At 62.6% G+C, this 14,729-nt stretch carries 18 protein-coding genes; 7 read left to right on the top strand and 11 right to left on the bottom strand.

Annotated elements, in window-relative coordinates:
- Positions 1 to 72: 72 nt before the first annotated feature.
- Together BUC08_RS05585 and BUC08_RS05580 are read left to right on the top strand one after the other, a co-directional pair.
- Positions 73 to 1,668, top strand: coding sequence for a gamma-glutamyltransferase family protein (locus tag BUC08_RS05585; protein WP_037926503.1), 1,596 nt, complete (start codon positions 73 to 75; stop codon positions 1,666 to 1,668).
- A 24-nt stretch (positions 1,669 to 1,692) separates the two neighbouring features.
- Entirely contained in the window at positions 1,693 to 2,169 is a 477-nt protein-coding gene (locus BUC08_RS05580; protein ID WP_037926985.1) for a GNAT family N-acetyltransferase, read from the top strand.
- Between the two features lie 21 nt (positions 2,170 to 2,190).
- Here the strand turns inward: BUC08_RS05580 and BUC08_RS05575 are convergent, their stop codons facing one another.
- Both BUC08_RS05575 and BUC08_RS05570 read right to left on the bottom strand, forming a co-directional pair.
- Positions 2,191 to 2,517 (bottom strand): YidH family protein, encoded by a 327-nt coding sequence (locus BUC08_RS05575; RefSeq protein WP_037926506.1) that lies wholly within the window; start codon positions 2,515 to 2,517, stop codon positions 2,191 to 2,193.
- Between the two features lie 93 nt (positions 2,518 to 2,610).
- A complete protein-coding gene (locus BUC08_RS05570) occupies positions 2,611 to 3,147 on the bottom strand; it encodes an HdeD family acid-resistance protein (RefSeq protein ID WP_037926509.1) in 537 nt (178 codons plus the stop codon).
- Positions 3,148 to 3,339: 192 nt separating this feature from the next.
- Between BUC08_RS05570 and BUC08_RS05565 the strand changes: the two genes are divergently transcribed.
- The 3 genes from BUC08_RS05565 (at position 3,340) to BUC08_RS05555 (ending at position 5,711) form a co-directional block, all read left to right on the top strand.
- Positions 3,340 to 4,017: a response regulator gene (locus BUC08_RS05565; RefSeq protein WP_037926512.1), complete on the top strand. Its 678-nt coding sequence runs from the start codon at positions 3,340 to 3,342 to the stop codon at positions 4,015 to 4,017.
- Positions 4,004 to 5,380: a sensor histidine kinase gene (locus BUC08_RS05560; RefSeq protein WP_037926516.1), complete on the top strand. Its 1,377-nt coding sequence runs from the start codon at positions 4,004 to 4,006 to the stop codon at positions 5,378 to 5,380. The genes BUC08_RS05565 and BUC08_RS05560 overlap by 14 nt, the downstream gene beginning before the upstream one ends.
- A gap of 76 nt (positions 5,381 to 5,456) precedes the next feature.
- Complete coding sequence (locus BUC08_RS05555) at positions 5,457 to 5,711, top strand: GlsB/YeaQ/YmgE family stress response membrane protein (RefSeq protein WP_037926519.1); 255 nt, start codon at positions 5,457 to 5,459, stop codon at positions 5,709 to 5,711.
- A gap of 84 nt (positions 5,712 to 5,795) precedes the next feature.
- Here the strand turns inward: BUC08_RS05555 and BUC08_RS05550 are convergent, their stop codons facing one another.
- The 6 genes from BUC08_RS05550 to BUC08_RS05525 form a co-directional block, all read right to left on the bottom strand.
- Positions 5,796 to 6,311, bottom strand: coding sequence for a DUF1269 domain-containing protein (locus BUC08_RS05550; protein ID WP_037926522.1), 516 nt, complete (start codon positions 6,309 to 6,311; stop codon positions 5,796 to 5,798).
- Positions 6,312 to 6,369: 58 nt separating this feature from the next.
- Entirely contained in the window at positions 6,370 to 7,152 is a 783-nt protein-coding gene (locus BUC08_RS05545) for a 3-hydroxybutyrate dehydrogenase (RefSeq protein ID WP_037926525.1), read from the bottom strand.
- A gap of 28 nt (positions 7,153 to 7,180) precedes the next feature.
- Positions 7,181 to 7,543: a SpoIIAA family protein gene (locus BUC08_RS05540; protein ID WP_037926529.1), complete on the bottom strand. Its 363-nt coding sequence runs from the start codon at positions 7,541 to 7,543 to the stop codon at positions 7,181 to 7,183.
- A 33-nt stretch (positions 7,544 to 7,576) separates the two neighbouring features.
- Positions 7,577 to 8,320, bottom strand: coding sequence for an acetoacetate decarboxylase (locus BUC08_RS05535; protein ID WP_037926532.1), 744 nt, complete (start codon positions 8,318 to 8,320; stop codon positions 7,577 to 7,579).
- Positions 8,317 to 9,444 (bottom strand): patatin-like phospholipase family protein, encoded by a 1,128-nt coding sequence (locus BUC08_RS05530; protein ID WP_037926988.1) that lies wholly within the window; start codon positions 9,442 to 9,444, stop codon positions 8,317 to 8,319. The genes BUC08_RS05535 and BUC08_RS05530 overlap by 4 nt, the downstream gene beginning before the upstream one ends.
- A gap of 132 nt (positions 9,445 to 9,576) precedes the next feature.
- The gene (locus tag BUC08_RS05525) at positions 9,577 to 10,953 is read right to left on the bottom strand and encodes a sensor histidine kinase (RefSeq protein ID WP_081855398.1); all 1,377 of its coding nucleotides are present in this window, start codon (positions 10,951 to 10,953) and stop codon (positions 9,577 to 9,579) included.
- A gap of 290 nt (positions 10,954 to 11,243) precedes the next feature.
- On the opposite strand from BUC08_RS05525, the gene BUC08_RS05520 reads away from it, so the two are divergent.
- Together BUC08_RS05520 and BUC08_RS24745 are read left to right on the top strand one after the other, a co-directional pair.
- Complete coding sequence (locus BUC08_RS05520; protein WP_224555536.1) at positions 11,244 to 11,873, top strand: acyl-homoserine-lactone synthase; 630 nt, start codon at positions 11,244 to 11,246, stop codon at positions 11,871 to 11,873.
- A gap of 166 nt (positions 11,874 to 12,039) precedes the next feature.
- On the top strand, positions 12,040 to 12,342 hold the full coding sequence (locus BUC08_RS24745; RefSeq protein ID WP_037926535.1) for a hypothetical protein: 303 nt from the start codon (positions 12,040 to 12,042) through the stop codon (positions 12,340 to 12,342).
- A gap of 79 nt (positions 12,343 to 12,421) precedes the next feature.
- Here BUC08_RS24745 and BUC08_RS05510 read toward each other — a convergent pair whose 3' ends face one another.
- The 3 genes from BUC08_RS05510 to BUC08_RS05500 are packed head-to-tail and all read right to left on the bottom strand — an operon-like array spanning position 12,422 to position 14,720.
- The gene (locus BUC08_RS05510; protein WP_037926537.1) at positions 12,422 to 13,246 is read right to left on the bottom strand and encodes a sugar phosphate isomerase/epimerase family protein; all 825 of its coding nucleotides are present in this window, start codon (positions 13,244 to 13,246) and stop codon (positions 12,422 to 12,424) included.
- Between the two features lie 35 nt (positions 13,247 to 13,281).
- Entirely contained in the window at positions 13,282 to 13,965 is a 684-nt protein-coding gene (locus BUC08_RS05505; protein ID WP_037926540.1) for an HAD-IA family hydrolase, read from the bottom strand.
- Positions 13,962 to 14,720, bottom strand: coding sequence for a glycerophosphodiester phosphodiesterase family protein (locus BUC08_RS05500; RefSeq protein WP_037926543.1), 759 nt, complete (start codon positions 14,718 to 14,720; stop codon positions 13,962 to 13,964). The genes BUC08_RS05505 and BUC08_RS05500 overlap by 4 nt, the downstream gene beginning before the upstream one ends.
- Between the last annotated feature and the right edge of the window lie 9 nt (positions 14,721 to 14,729).

Here is a 14,729-nt window from a genome sequence, read left to right as displayed (position 1 = left end):
GGGCACAGGGGCTGTGTCACACCGCTGTCACAAAAGCGATGGTCCGGTCATCGCAGGCAGAAAGGACAGCCCATGCAAATCGCCGCCCAATCTCCCTACCCTTCGCGCCGCTCTGCGGTTTTGGCCGATAATATGGTGGTGACCTCGCAGCCGCTGGCGGCGCAGGCGGGGCTGGCGATGCTGGCGCAGGGCGGCAATGCGGTCGACGCGGCGCTGGCCACCGCGATTGCGCTGACGGTGCTGGAACCCACGGGCAACGGGCTGGGGTCCGATGCTTTTGCCATCCTGTGGGACGGGCAGGAATTGCACGGGCTGAACGCCTCGGGGGCGGCACCTGCGGCGTGGAACGCGCAGCGCTTTGGCGGTCGGGGCGAGATGCCCTTTCGCGGCTGGGAGAGCGTGACCGTGCCCGGTGCCGTGTCAGGTTGGGTGGCGCTGTCCGAGCGGTTCGGTGCCCTGCCCTTTGCCGATCTCTTTGCGCCTGCCATCCGCTATGCCGAGGACGGGTTTGCGGTGTCGCCGGTGATTGCGGCGCTGTGGGCGCGGGCGGCGGAGCAATTGGGCGACCAGCCCGGGTTTGCCGAGACGTTCCTGCCCGATGGCCGCGCCCCGCGTGCCGGCGCGCGGTTTCGCGCACCGGGCCATGCGCGCACCCTGCGGGCGATTGCGCAGACCAAGGGGCGGGCGTTTTACGAAGGCGAGATTGCCGAGGCCATTGTCGCCTATGCAAAAGAGCATGACGCGGCGCTGAGCCTTGCGGATATGGCCAACCATCGGCCCGAGTGGTGCGGCACGATCAGCACCGAATTCGACGACGCGACGTTGCACGAGATTCCGCCCAACGGCCAAGGGATCGCGGCGCTGATGGGGTTGGGCATTCTGTCCCACACGCCGATCCGCGAGATGGCCGCCGATGATCCGCAGGCGCTGCACTTGCAGATCGAGGCGATGAAGCTGGCGCTGCGCGACGCCGAGGCCTATGTGGCCGACCCCGCGCATATGGTGGATGTCACCACGCAGGACATGCTGGACGATGGCTATCTTGCGGCGCGGGCGGCGCTGATTGATCCCGCGCGGGCGCAGGATTTTGGCGCAGGCGCGCCCAAGCGGGGCGGCACGGTCTATCTGGCGGCGGCGGATGCCTCGGGGATGATGGTGTCGTTCATCCAGTCGAACTATGCGGGCTTTGGCTCGGGCGTGGTGGTGCCGGGGACCGGCGTGGCCTTGCAGAACCGTGGTGCGGGCTTTGTGCTGGACCCGGGTCACCCGAACGTGGTGGCGGGTGGCAAGCGGCCCTTTCACACGATTATTCCGGCGTTTCTGATGGGGCCGGAAGGGCCGCGCATGAGCTTTGGCGTGATGGGCGGGCCGATGCAGGCGCAGGGGCATGTGCAGATGGTGTTGCGCACGCAACTGTGGGGCAATGATCCGCAGGTGGCGGCAGATGCGCCGCGCTGGCGGGTGACGGAAGGGCTGGGCGTGGCCTGTGAGACCACGCTGCCCGCCGCGACCTTGCAGGCGCTGCGCGATCTGGGGCACCAGATCACACTGGAAGCACCTGACAACGCCTTTGGCTTTGGCGGGGCGCAGTTGATTCACCGGCTTGACGGCGGTGGCTATGCGGGCGGGTCGGACCCGCGCAAGGACGGGGCGGCAGTGGGGTTTTAACCGCGCATGTTGAACGGAAAGACCATGGCAATACACATTCGACCCCTTACCGCCGAAGACGGGGAGGCCGCCGCCGCGATTTTCTTTGACGCGGTGCACAAGGGCACGGCGGATGTCTATTCGGCGGCCCAGCGCCGGGCATGGGCCGGAGCGGCCCCTAGCCCTACGCGCTGGCGCAAGAGGTTTGCGGATGTTTCAGGGGTTGCGGCAGAGGTTGACGGCGTGATGGCGGGGTTCATGACCCTGGATGCAGACGGCTATATCGACCTTGCCTTTGTCAGATCGGACCTGTCGGGGCGGGGCGTGGGGCGTGCGATCTACGACCGGATCGAAGCGCGCGCACGGGCCGAGGGGATTGCGCGGCTGACCACCGAGGCCAGCAAGAAGGCCAGGCCCTTCTTCGAGCGCATGGGGTGGCAGGTGGACGCCGAACAGACCGTGGTCAAGGATGGCGTCCGGCTGACCAACTTCCAGATGTCGAAACCTTTGGCCTTTGACTAGCGGCTTCGGGCCAGGTGGTTCCTATTGCGGGGTGACGTGGATGCCAAAGGCCGCGATCAGCCCGAACAGGGCCGCGACCAGCACCAGCAGGAAGGCATCGGCGGTCAGGGCGGTGTCGTCGATCGGTTCGGCCGAGGCGATGTTGCGGCGCACGTGGCGCATACGCAGGAAAGCCAGCAGGATCACCAGAGCGCCGGCGGCCAGCATCACCACCTCGGACCAGATGTCGGCGCGGGTCTGGCTGAGGCGTGCAGCCCCCAGACCAAAGCCCACGATGGCGATCACCGTGCGCACCCACGACAGGAAGGTGCGTTCGTTCGAGGCGTGTTCCGAATAGCGTTCGATCATGGTGTCCCCCTGCGTTGCTTTCGAGCCGGTCGCGCCAGTATCACCGCTTTTGCAGTCTGCGGCCAAGTGGTTTGGCGCGGGCGCGGTGCGGCGTCACCTGCGTGCCGCCCGCGACACCAGCAGCATCGCGATGCCGGTGCTGAGGAAGTTCAGGCCAACGAGAAAGCCCACGACCCAATTCGCCGTTTGCGGCCATTGCGACAGGATCACAGCGCCCAGGATGAACGAACAGGCGCCGCTGGCCACGATCCATTGCCAGTGGGTGACCTGACCGCTCATCCGCAGGCCCAGCAGGATCGACAGGATGCCCTCCATCAGGAACACGGCGATCAGGATTGCCGTCATGAACGCCGCCCCCGTGCCCGGATAGACCACGAAGAACAGCCCGATCAGCGCCACGACGGCAAAGCCTGCGGCGACGATTTTCCACTCTGAAAAGGCGCGGAACGACCGTGCGAACAAAAGCCCCGCGATGCCCCAGAACAGCATCAGCCAAGCCACCAGCTGTTCGACGATCACCGTGGCGGCGGCAGGGACCAGGATGGCAAAGGCACCCAGACCGGCAAAGACGATGCCGACCGTGCGAAAGGATCTGGCGGGGGTGGTCGGGGTGTGGGTTCGGCGGATCATGAAACTGTCCTTTGACGGGGTTGTGGTTCTTGCAGTGTATTTAGGCGCGCTGTCCCGCCCCACCCTTGTGCGAACCTTACATATTTTTCAGAAACGTCATGCGGGGTTGTCAGGGGGTTCCCTGCCACGGATGATCGGGGTGCGGGGCTATGGGCGACACCAAGGGCCGGGCTGAATTAGGAGCGACACCATATGAAAATCCTGTTGGCCGAGGACGATGCCGAGGTCGCGAAATTCATCATCGCCGGGTTCGAGGAAAGCGGCCACAGTGTCGATCACGTCACCGACGGGCGCGACGCGCTGAGCTATTGCATGTACAACGACTGCGAAGTTGCGGTTCTGGACCGGATGATGCCGGGCATGGACGGGTTGAACGTGCTCAAGGCCTTGCGGGCGGCGGGCCAGAACATGCCGGTGCTGATGCTGACGGCGCTTGGCGATGTGGACAACCGGGTTGAGGGGTTGCAGGCGGGTGCGGATGACTATCTGGCCAAGCCGTTCCATTTCTCCGAACTGATGGCGCGGGTTCTGGCGCTGACGCGGCGGCGGACGGATCATGTCACCCAGACCGAGCTTGAGGTGCATGACCTGACGCTGGACCTGCTGGCACGCACCGCCCGCAGGCAACATCAGCTGATCGAGTTGCAGACCAAGGAATTCGCGTTGCTGGAAATCCTGATGCGCAATGCGGGGCGGATCGTGACCCGCACCATGCTGTTGGAGAAGGTGTGGAATTTCAACTTTGATCCCAACACCAGCGTGGTCGAAACCCACATCAGCCGCCTGCGGTCCAAGGTGGACAAGCCGTTTGACGTGCCCCTGATCCACACCATTCGCAACACCGGGTATTCGATGCATGGACCGCGGTAACGTCTTTTCGGGCGGGGCGTTCCGGGTCACGGTCTATGCAACGCTGGTGCTGGCCATCGTCTTTGTCGCCACGGCGATTGCCGGATACACCTATCTTCAGGACGAACAATACGAACAGGTTCGCGCCCGCGCCGCACCGGTGATCGAGATGTACCGTGACATTCAGGCGCGCGGTGGGGACGCCGCGGTGGTCTCACATCTGAACGAGACGGCGGGGCTGGCAGGAACGACCGACCGGCTGCTGAGCGTGCGCGGTGCAAGCGGCGCGCAGATTGCCGGGCAGTTCGATCTGTCGCTGTCCCCCGGCGGCTGGCAGGTGCAGGACGTCCCCACCGATGGGGGGCACGCCTCTTACTACCTGAGCGTTGAGCAGATCGGCGGGTTGCGCTTTGTCATCGGCGAGGCGCTGGCGCCGCTGGAGCGGGTCGAGATCATTTTCATCCGCACGCTGATGATCATCGGGGGTGTGCTGTCGCTGGCCTTTATCGCGCTGGGATATCTTACCAGCCGCAGCGTGCAGCGCAAGCTGGAGCGGATGGGGCAGGCCTTGCGCGCCTTTGCCGGTGGCGACACCGATGCGCGGTTGCCTGTGGCCACCAGCAACGACCAGGTGGACCGGATCGCGCAGACGATGAACGCGCAACTGGACCGGCTGTCGGTGCTGATGACCGAGACACGCACCAGCGCCGTTGCCATTTCCCACGACCTGAAGCGGCCGCTGGCGCGGGCGCTGCTGGGGATGGAACATGCGCTGACGCTGGCCGAGCAAGGACATGTACCGCAGGAGGCGCTGGAGGACAGCCTGCACGAGCTGACCAACCTGAACGGCATTTTCGACGCAATCCTGCGGATCGCGCGCATTGACGCGGATCATGGGATGGCGCAGCCAAGGGATGTGGATCTGGTCGAGGTGGTGCGCGACATTGCCGAGACCTATCAGGTGGTGGCCGAGGAGAGCGGACAGGCGATGACGCTGTCGCTGCCGCATGTGCCCAGGCTGGTGATACAGGGCGACGCGCGCATGGTGGCGCAGATGCTGGCCAACCTGCTGCAGAACGCCGTGACCCACGGGCAGGACGGCAACCAGATCACGCTGAGCCTGAGCGACACGGATCAAGGCCCCGCCATCGAGGTTGCCGACACCGGACCCGGCATCGCCAAGGCCGATCAGGCACGGGTGTTCGACGCCTTTTTCCGCGCCGAAGAGGCCCGCAGCACGGATGGCAACGGGCTGGGCCTGACCCTGGTCAAAAGCGTGGCGGACCGGCACAGGGCGACGGTCACGCTGGCCGACAATGACCCGGGGCTGCGGGTGCGGGTGGTGTTTCCGCGCAAGGGTGCGGGAAAATTGTCCGATTTGTAAGATTTGGGACAGTTGCAGGCACGCGGGCGGGTGTAGCATTCAAGCCATTGCAACACATCCTTGAAAGGGGTTCGTCATGGCACTGCAATCACTTCTTATCATCGCGCTGATCGGCGCAATCGCGGGCTGGCTGGCCGGTTTGCTGGTGGACGGCTACGGCTTTGGCCTGATCGGCAATATCGCGGTCGGTATCCTTGGGGCGTTTATCGCGGGGCTGTTGTTCCCGATGTTCGGGCTGGCGCTGGGCGGCGGTATTCTGGCGTCGATCATTCATGCCACCATCGGGGCAGTGATCCTGTTGTTGCTGCTGCGGCTGGTCCGCCGGGCCTGATAAGCGAATTGCCCAAGGAAAAGCCCGGCTCGCCCGGGCTTTTTGCTGTCTGGCGGGAGGCCTGCTGCGCCCCGCATGAGCGGATCAGGCCGCGGTTTCTACGCTGATCCCTGCGTGGGTCTCGTTGAAGGCGCGGCGCAGGTGCTCTTCCTTGCTGCGGTCAAGGTTGGTGCGCAGGATATGCCCGCCCTTGATGCCCAGACGTTTGATCACGCGGTCGCTGGCGTCGGTGCGCATCATCATGAACAAGGCCGCCTGCCCCGGTTGCAGCACCTTGGATACGTCCTTCATGAAGTCGTCGTTGATGCCATAGTCGGTCAGCGCGCCCGACAGCGCACCGGCCCCTGCCCCCACGGCGACGCCCAGCAGCGGGTTGAAGAACAGCAGGCCCACCAGAAGCCCCCAGAAGGCACCGCCGGTGGCACCGACGGTCCAGGTGTTGACCATCTGGTTCAGCTTGATCCTGCCATCCGCATCGGCGGTGGCGACGACAGCGTCGGCCACTTCGACAAGATATTCCTTGGACATGCCAAACAGTTCGGCACGGGCCGCTTCGGCGGCGTCGGGGGTGTCGTACCCAATGACGATCAGTTCATTCATTTTCTCTCTCCATTCGTGTTCAGATTGCGGTTTCCGATGCAGTGTCAGGCCAGCGCGGTCAGGTCATCGACCAGCCGTGGCTGACGTTCAGCGATTGCCCGGTCAGCGCATTGGTCGGGAAGGCGGCAAAGACCCAGGCGACGTTCGCCACGTCCTCGACTGTGGTGAATTCCTTGTCCACGGTTTCACCCAGCATGACCTTGTTCACGACATCCTCTTCGGAAATGCCAAGGTCGCGGGCCTGTTCGGGAATCTGTTTTTCGACCAGCGGGGTTTTCACAAAGCCGGGGCAGATCACGTTGGCGCGCACGCCTTTATCGCCGCCCTCTTTCGAGATGACGCGGGCCAGTCCCAACAGGCCGTGTTTGGCGGTGACATAGGCCGCCTTCAGCGGCGATGCCTCTTTCGAGTGGACCGACCCCATAAAGATGATCGAACCGCTGCCCGCCTTGTACATATGCGGCAGGCACGCCTTGGAGGTCAGGAAGGCGCCGTCGAGATGGATCGACAGCAGCTTTTTCCATTCGTCATAGGGGAAGTCCTGCAAGGGATGCACGATCTGGATGCCGGCGTTGGAGACCAGCACATCGACGCCACCCCAGGCCTTGACCACCTGCGCCACGCCGTCGTTCACCTGTTTTTCGTCCGTGACGTTCATTTCCACGGCCATCGCCTTGCCCGGGCCCTGGGCGGTCAGGTCCTTGGCCACTTTTTCAGCCGCGTCCAGCTTGAGGTCGGCGATGACGACGCGCGCGCCGTCGGCCACGTAGCGTTTGGCGATGCCAAGGCCGATGCCGCTGGCCGCGCCGGTGATGATGCAGACTTTGTCTTTGAGGTTCATGATCTGGTTCCTTTCGGTTGCATGTTGATCAGTTGGAAGCCCACGCCAGCGCGTCATCGCGCTGGTGCAAGCCGAAGAGCTTTACCTGGGCGGGCATGTAGGGCGCGAACATCCGCACTGCGCCCGCGATCCATGAGTGGTCCGTCACAAGCGCGATCTTTTCGAAATCGCGCCAATGTTCGATGCCCAGCACCGCGTCGTCCAAAGCGGCATGGGCCGTGAAGCCGTCAAATTCGTAGCCGATTTCAAAGACCAGTCGCGCCTTGCCTTGCTCGGCCACCATCCTGTCCACGGCCAGGGCCAGGACGGTTTTGTAATCCGCGTCCTCGATCTTGCCGACGGCTTTGACGGCGATGAGGTTTTGCGGTGTGGGTTGAATGAGTTCGAACATGGGTATGTGCCTTTGTCTTGTTGGTTCCAGGTCTTAGGGTTTGGCCAGGTAGTCGTGGACGACTTCGCCCAGACCCAGCGTCAGGTCGGCCACCAGATGCACGGCGTTGACGACGTCGCGCACCGGAAGGTCAGCGACCGGGGCGAGTGCGTGGGCATGCAGGTCCAATGCGGCGGGCCCTTCCCATGCGCCTTTCAGCGTGATGTCCGTCATGTAGTAGCGGACCAGTTCGCAGATGCGCGGCGTGCAATCGACATGGGGGATGATCTTGAGCAGGAAGCTGGGGGCGGTCAGGTTTTCCAACACCGCGTCATGGTCCAGTGAGCGGTGTTTATAGCCCATGGTGCCTGTGGCCACCCGCACCGACCCCATGTCCAGCGTGCCCACCAGCGTTTCGCTTTCGACGCGCAGCGCGGGTTCGGCCAGCTTTTTGGGAAAGCCCCAGATCTCGCGGCCCCCGGCGATGGGGGCGTCGTCGTTCAGGTACATGCCATGCACGTAGCCGCCCTTTTGGCCCTTGTAGGTGACCGGGATCACCTGTCCCGCTTCGGTGTAGTCGCCAAAGCCGGTGGAATCCGGCATTCGGATGAACTCGAACTTGACCAGCGGGTCGGTGACCTCAAGCGGTTCGGGCACCACGGCGCGCAGGGCGTCCATATCGGTGCGATAGGTGATGGTCAGGAATTCACGGTTCACGAAACGGTAGGGGCCGCGCGGGTACGACGGGCTGGTGAGTGGCATCGAGAAGGCCCGGGCGGTGACATCTGTAACTTTCATTTCGATTTTCCTTTGGTCGGTGTGTCAGGCGCGCCGAGGTCGAACAGTTGCAAGCCGTCCTGCCCTGCAACGCGCGATTTCCAGTCTTTGTGGTTCAGGGTGCGGTCCACGTCCTGCTGGCCCTCGTTCCAGTGCTGGGTCATGGACAGGCGTGAGAATTCATAGTCCTTGGCACCGCCCTCGAAGCTTTGCTTGCGGTGGATCAGCTCGACCAATGTGATCGGGCAATCGGGGCCAGTGGCCTGCAGGGCGCGCAGGTCGGGGTTGTCACGCAGATCCTGCGGCAGCGCGGCGGCCAGTCGGTTCGCGGTCATGCGGATGTCGTGCAATTGGCGATAGCGGTCGGTGGTCAGGCGGGTGCGGCTGGAATACTGGATGTCCTTTTGACGCTGTGCCACATCGGTCATCGCGGCGGGCACCGTGTCGCGGGCGCTGAACAGGTCGATCTGGAAGATCAGCGCCGGGTCCACACCGAGGTTGTCCATGACGAACTGCAGCGGCGTGTTCGAGACCAGCCCGCCATCCCAGTAAAACCGCCCGTCGATCTCGACCGGGGCGAACCCCGGCGGCAAGGCACCGCTGGCCATGATGTGTTCGGGGGTGATGCGCGTTTTCGCACTGTCGAAGTAGACGAAGTTTGCGGTTTCGACATCCACGGCCCCGACGCTGAGGCGCGGGCCAGTGGTGTTCAGGTGGTCGAAGTCCACAAACTCCAGCAGCGTGTCGCGCAGCGGCGTGGTGTCATAGACGCTGATTGCGGAGTGGTGGGAAAGCGGCAGGAACGCAGCGGGCGGGCGCGGTTTGAAAAAGCCCGGAACCCCCGTCGCCATGACGGTGGCTGCGGCCGCCTCGCCATAGATCATGCGGCCGAACGGGCCGACAAACCACGGGGCGATGGCCAGCCGCGACGTGACACGATCCCAGAACCCCTGGAGGGCCGCGAGCCGCTTTTCCGGTTCATTGCCGCAGATCAGAGCGGCGTTGATTGCACCGATGGAAATGCCTGCAACCCAATCCGGCCTGAGACCGGAGTCGGCCAGCGCCTGATAGGCCCCGGCCTGATAAGCACCCAGCGCCCCGCCGCCCTGCAAGACCAGGACGATATGTTCCTTGATTTCTGCCATCGCATCAAACTCCATCCGGTATCGCGTGAAACGGCGATACTTCTTGAGTTTGGTATGACGGAGAGGTCCGGCCTCCAGTTTGTCCGAAGCTTACTTAAATGTATGAAACTGGAGGGGGTGCGATGGACAGGTTTACGGCGCAGTATCAGCCGCATCAAAGACCACGACGAATGTGGTGCCGACGCCAAGTTCGCTGTCATAGGTGATCTCGCCGCCATGCGCCTCGACGATGCGCTTGGAAATGCTGAGCCCCAGGCCCGAGCCTTCGAACTGACGGTCGTCCTGGCTGTCGATCTGGAAGAATTCTTCGAAGATATGGGTTTCGGTCCCCTTGGGAATTCCGATGCCCTCATCCCTGACCCGCAGGTACACTTGATCGTCCAGCGTTTCGACAGTGACGCGCACGTCGCCACCGACATTGGAAAACTTGGCGGCATTGGACAGAAGGTTCAGCAGCACCTGTTCAATCCGCTTCTTGTCGCCCTCGATCCAATGTTCATCCGGCGTGGCATCGACGCGGATGGTCACGTTGACCCGCTGGGCATAAGGCAAGGTCTGCTCGACCGCCTCATGCGCGAGGCGGCCAAGGTCCAGCCGTTCCTTGTTCAGAGTCATGTGACCTGCATCCGAAGATTGCAGGAACAGCAGGTCACCCACCAGATCTCCCAAACGGTCGCTGTTGCGCCCCGCCATTTCCAGCAGGCGCCCCATCTTGTCGGGTGGTTTGCCCAGAACGCCCGAATTGATCATGTCCAGCGCCCCCTTGATCGAGGTCAGGGGCGTGCGCAATTCGTGGCTGACCGTCGCCAGAAAGCGGGTTTTTGCGTCGACGGCGGACAGCGCCCGTTTGTGTTCGTTCTCAAGCTCGATCCGGCTGGCCAGTTGGACCGAATAGCCGACCAGAAAATTTCGCGCCAGTTCCACGATGAACCCCAAGACAAAGAGCACCGTGAACAGGCTCATCCAGATTTCCGAGTTCAGGGGAGGTTGAACGATGACGACATCCCGAATCGGTATGTACAAGATTGCCGCCACGTAAATGAACAATCGCAAGGCGAGTACCAAGAGAAAGTGATGATTGTTCATGGCCGCGAAAATCGAAGCCGAGACCAGCATGAACAGCGGGAAAAAGTGCCCGCCGCCCAGACCCTGAAGCCGGGCGATCGAGATGCAGAACATCGAGATCGTCAGGGCGCTTAAGAAAGTGCCGATATAGACTTTTACCATGTCCCTGCGGAACACGCGCGGCGTCAGGGACTTGCGCTTTAGAACGGTGTTAAACACTTTGAAATCAAAGAGTTCACACAGAATTACGGCAGCAAAATAGAACGCTGCCGTGCCCCAGTCATAGTAAAAACCCGTGAGCAGAATGGCCGCCGAATAGATAACAAAACGCTGGATGAACAGCTTTTGGCCGATCTGAGCATAGTCCCGCAGCCGGTGCCTATCGGCCCAGGTCACGTGTGCTTTCAGGCCGAGCGGCGTGTCAGGAACAACAATTTTTGTCATTTCCATATTCGATTAATGCGCCGGAGCGCGCCCACTATTGTTGCAAAAAGATCAACAAAACCACCCTAACGGGAAATATTGTCAGTAAAGTGGCAAAATATGGGTCTAATCGTATTAGTTGTTCTTGGTAGAACCACTCAACCTAAAAGGCAAACGAGACGATGGAATCCTCTGCACACAACGGAACCGCGGCCGCTCACTTTCCCGGTCTACGTCCGCAGGCTCCAGAGAAACCTGCCCGAAATGATCGGTCTTTCAAGCCTCGGTCCGAATATCTGAACGTCGAAGCCGTGAACGCGCCGGCCAACCGGATCATGGCGACGACGGTGTCCGTCGCCAACCAGCACCGGTTTGGCGAGTTGTATGTTGATTTCCTGCGGGCCAGGAAACGTGTCTTTATCGATCACAAGAAATGGGACCTGCCGAACACCGACGGCATGGAATTCGACCAATACGATACGCCACAAAGCTCGGCCGTGGTGGTGCATGAGTTCGGGCGGGTGCTGGCCGGTGTGCGGTTGCTGCCGACCACGGCCTATTGCGGGTGCTATACCTACATGCTGAAGGACGCGCAGCGAGGGCTGTTGCAGGACATCCCGGAAACGGTTCTGTACCAGGAAGCGCCCGTTGCGCCCCATGTGATCGAGGCGACCCGGCTTTTCATCACGCCCGATGTTTCGGCAGAGCGGCGGATGCTTGTGCAAACCAAGCTGATGCAGGCGATGGCCAGTTCGGCCAATGCCCAGGGCGCAAAGTTCGTCATCGGCATTGTCCCCGCCATTTTCCAGCGGTGGATGACGCGTCTGGGGTTCAGCGCAGTCCCGATGGGCCCCAAGCTGAACATCAGCGGCGACAACACGCAGGCCGCGATCATGAACGTCAGTTCCGCCGTGTCATGGGATCAGGCAACCGCGGTTTAGACGGCCGACCCCAGGTGCCAAGGTTTGCGGGCTGCCCGGACAGGGTGGCCTGAATTGCCTGTACGAACGCATCCCGCCCTTTCATTTAGGCGCAAAAGCGTTAACAGATGGTAAATGCAGGCGACAATTATGCCCGTGCAAGCGTGACCATCAAAGGACAACAGCCGTGCCCGCCAAAGCATATGCCGCAATCGCATGTCTGGTGATGCTGTTGCCTGTCTGTTGTTTTGCACAACAGCTTTCGACGCCTCTTCCTGAGGCATATCAGGTGGCACAATCCTATTCCTGCGGGCGAACCTGTGGTCAGGTCGGCAGTTGCCGCGAGGCTGTCTATCAATGGTGCGTCTGCGGCTATGCCCGTGCAGATGGCGATCACGACGGGGTGCCTTGTGAAAAGCTTTGCGGTCAAAGCACGCCTGCGTCGCTGGCGCGGGTGCAGGACCTGAAGGCAGAGTTCGGCTGTCGGTAGGACCTGCGGAAGTCAGAACCAGACCGGAGACCTGAAAAACGATGCCCCCCGCGCTGCGGCGGCGGGGGGCGGTCAATGCTCAGCGGGCCAGGCCGAGCGATTGCAGATACTCCACCGAAGGCAGAATGCCGTCCTTGTCGCGCAGTTCCAGGATCAGGCGCGGGTTGCTGCCCAACTCGCCCAGCGCGCGAAAGACGGCCTCCCAGCGGATGGTGCCCTGCCCGATGGACCAGTGACGGTCGGCGTATCCGTCCGCGTCCTGAAGGTGGATGTGCTGCAACCGGTCACCGGCACGGCGCACGTAGAAATCCACCGGTGCCGCACCATTCGTGCCGTGTGCGTAATGCGCGTGCCCGGTGTCAATCGACACGGCCATGGCGGGCGAATTAAAGCTGTCGGCCAGCGCGCAGCGGATGTCGGCGTCGATGTCCTCGATGTTTTCGATCACCATGGTCACACCGCAATCCTCGGCGCGTTTCACGACTTCGTCCATGGTGTCATGGCAGTTTTCCACCAGCCGGTCGTATTCCTTGCGCGCGGGCGCGTTGTCCAGGTTGTTGAAGCTCCACGTGGTGTAGGGGCTGTGAATGACCATCTGGGTGGCCCCCAGATATTCGCACACCTCGATGCCCTGCAAATGCTTGCGCTTGTTCAGCGCGCGCATTTCGGTGTCCGGGCTGGCGATGTTCAGGCCCCAGAACGGCCCGTGAATGCCCAGCCGTCCGGTGTATCCGGTCAGCAGGTTTCGGGCGTGGTCGGCGACTGTTTTCCAGTCGTCGTTCAGCAGATCGCCGTCGCAGAAATCCTGAATTTCCAGATCGCGGTTTTCGGACAGGATGAAATCCTGAAGCGTTTCAAGCGTGGCCGTCGGCATAGCGGCGCCCAGCAGCGGAAGATCGGTCATGGTGTGGTCCTTGCGTGTTGAGTGAAGGGGAAAGCTTAAACAGTGGCAGCGACGCTGGGTTGGGTCAGGCGGGCCAGCAGACTGCCAAGCTGTTCGGCACCGTGCACCACGTGGTCGGCCCCTGCCGCGCGCAGCGTGTCGGCATGGTTCGCGCGATGGTCAGCCGGCCCGACAAAGCCGATGGCCAGAACACCGGCCGCGCGGGCACAGCGGATGCCGTGAATGTTGTCATCGATGAACACCGCGCAATCTGCGGCGGTGTGCATCTGCGCCAGACAATGCAGGGCCAGATCGGGCGCCGGCTTGCTGTGCGCGACGTGGTCGGCGCTGTAGATATGAGGGCCGAAAAAAGCGGCCAGCGGGGTACGGCCAAGGCTTGCGCGCAAACGGTCAACGCCGCTGTTGGACGCGACACAAACCGGCACATCCAGCGCGGCCAGAAGGCGGTGCATCCCGGGCACGGGCGGAACGCCTTGGGCGAACAAGGCCTCAAGCCGTGCGCCCGCGTCGGTCAGGACGTGCGTGGCATTCAGCCCCAGTCCGGCGATCAATGCGTGGGTTTCATCCCGTCCTGCGCCGGAAAACGTCCGCTCGGCGGTTTGCGTCGTCATCGGCACGCCCGCATCGGAAATGGCGCCGGCCAAGGCAGTGGCCCCCATGGCCTCGCTGTCGATCAGCACACCGTCACAGTCGAAAATGACCAGCTCTATGGCAGTCATATCGCCATCTCCTGCGCCATGATCCTGTGCGCCAGTCGCGGGTCATCGGTGGTCAGAAACCCGACACCGCGGCCCAACCAACGTGCAATCAGGTCAGGATTGTTCAACGTCCAGACGCCCAGCTGCTCCAACGGAAACAAGCGGGTGATCAGGTCGAATTCAGCCTCGAACAGCGCGTGATGCACGGCCACCAAACCGGCAAGATCACCCAGCCCGTCAAAGAACGCCGCGACGCCACCCTGACGGTCGACCCAATCGCGGTTGACCGAGATCTTGCGCGCACATTCCGGTGCCGTGTCGCGGATCATGCGCAACACGCCGGTGTCGAAACTGTGCAGAACCGTGCGTGATACCAGATCATAGGCGCGCAGCGTCTCAACCGTGGCGGCAATCAGCGCGGGGTCGTAGAACCCGGTCTCGTCTGCCTTGATCTCGGGGAACAGCCGCAGGCCCGGCACGTGGGCGAGGATATCCAGCACTTCGGCCAAGGTCGGCACGCCTTCGGCAATCTCGCCGTCGGGGCCGATCAGGCGCAGGTCGTGGCGGGTGGCGTCGGTCAGCGTGCGCACCGGCCCTGTGCCCGTTGTCGAGCGGTCCAGCGTGGCGTCGTGGATCACCAGAACCTCGCCGCCTGCGCCCAGATGCAGGTCGAATTCCACCGCGCCGACGCCCAGTTCCACCACATTGCGGAACCCGGACAGGGAGTTTTCCGCCCACAGATTGCGTGCGCCGCGATGGGCGATAATTTGGGTCACGTCAGGTGT

This window comes from Pseudosulfitobacter pseudonitzschiae, from assembly GCF_900129395.1.
GTDB lineage: Bacteria > Pseudomonadota > Alphaproteobacteria > Rhodobacterales > Rhodobacteraceae > Pseudosulfitobacter > Pseudosulfitobacter pseudonitzschiae.
Note: the sequence above shows the minus strand (reverse complement) of the source record. Positions and strands in the feature narration are given on the sequence as shown.

Coding starts and splice junctions, on each gene's coding strand:
- BUC08_RS05585 (WP_037926503.1), top strand. CDS start 73: ATGCAAATCGCCGCCCAATCTCCCTACCCTTCGCGCCGCTCTGCGGTT.
- BUC08_RS05580 (WP_037926985.1), top strand. CDS start 1,693: ATGGCAATACACATTCGACCCCTTACCGCCGAAGACGGGGAGGCCGCC.
- BUC08_RS05575 (WP_037926506.1), bottom strand. CDS start 2,517: ATGATCGAACGCTATTCGGAACACGCCTCGAACGAACGCACCTTCCTG.
- BUC08_RS05570 (WP_037926509.1), bottom strand. CDS start 3,147: ATGATCCGCCGAACCCACACCCCGACCACCCCCGCCAGATCCTTTCGC.
- BUC08_RS05565 (WP_037926512.1), top strand. CDS start 3,340: ATGAAAATCCTGTTGGCCGAGGACGATGCCGAGGTCGCGAAATTCATC.
- BUC08_RS05560 (WP_037926516.1), top strand. CDS start 4,004: ATGGACCGCGGTAACGTCTTTTCGGGCGGGGCGTTCCGGGTCACGGTC.
- BUC08_RS05555 (WP_037926519.1), top strand. CDS start 5,457: ATGGCACTGCAATCACTTCTTATCATCGCGCTGATCGGCGCAATCGCG.
- BUC08_RS05550 (WP_037926522.1), bottom strand. CDS start 6,311: ATGAATGAACTGATCGTCATTGGGTACGACACCCCCGACGCCGCCGAA.
- BUC08_RS05545 (WP_037926525.1), bottom strand. CDS start 7,152: ATGAACCTCAAAGACAAAGTCTGCATCATCACCGGCGCGGCCAGCGGC.
- BUC08_RS05540 (WP_037926529.1), bottom strand. CDS start 7,543: ATGTTCGAACTCATTCAACCCACACCGCAAAACCTCATCGCCGTCAAA.
- BUC08_RS05535 (WP_037926532.1), bottom strand. CDS start 8,320: ATGAAAGTTACAGATGTCACCGCCCGGGCCTTCTCGATGCCACTCACC.
- BUC08_RS05530 (WP_037926988.1), bottom strand. CDS start 9,444: ATGGCAGAAATCAAGGAACATATCGTCCTGGTCTTGCAGGGCGGCGGG.
- BUC08_RS05525 (WP_081855398.1), bottom strand. CDS start 10,953: ATGACAAAAATTGTTGTTCCTGACACGCCGCTCGGCCTGAAAGCACAC.
- BUC08_RS05510 (WP_037926537.1), bottom strand. CDS start 13,246: ATGACCGATCTTCCGCTGCTGGGCGCCGCTATGCCGACGGCCACGCTT.
- BUC08_RS05505 (WP_037926540.1), bottom strand. CDS start 13,965: ATGACTGCCATAGAGCTGGTCATTTTCGACTGTGACGGTGTGCTGATC.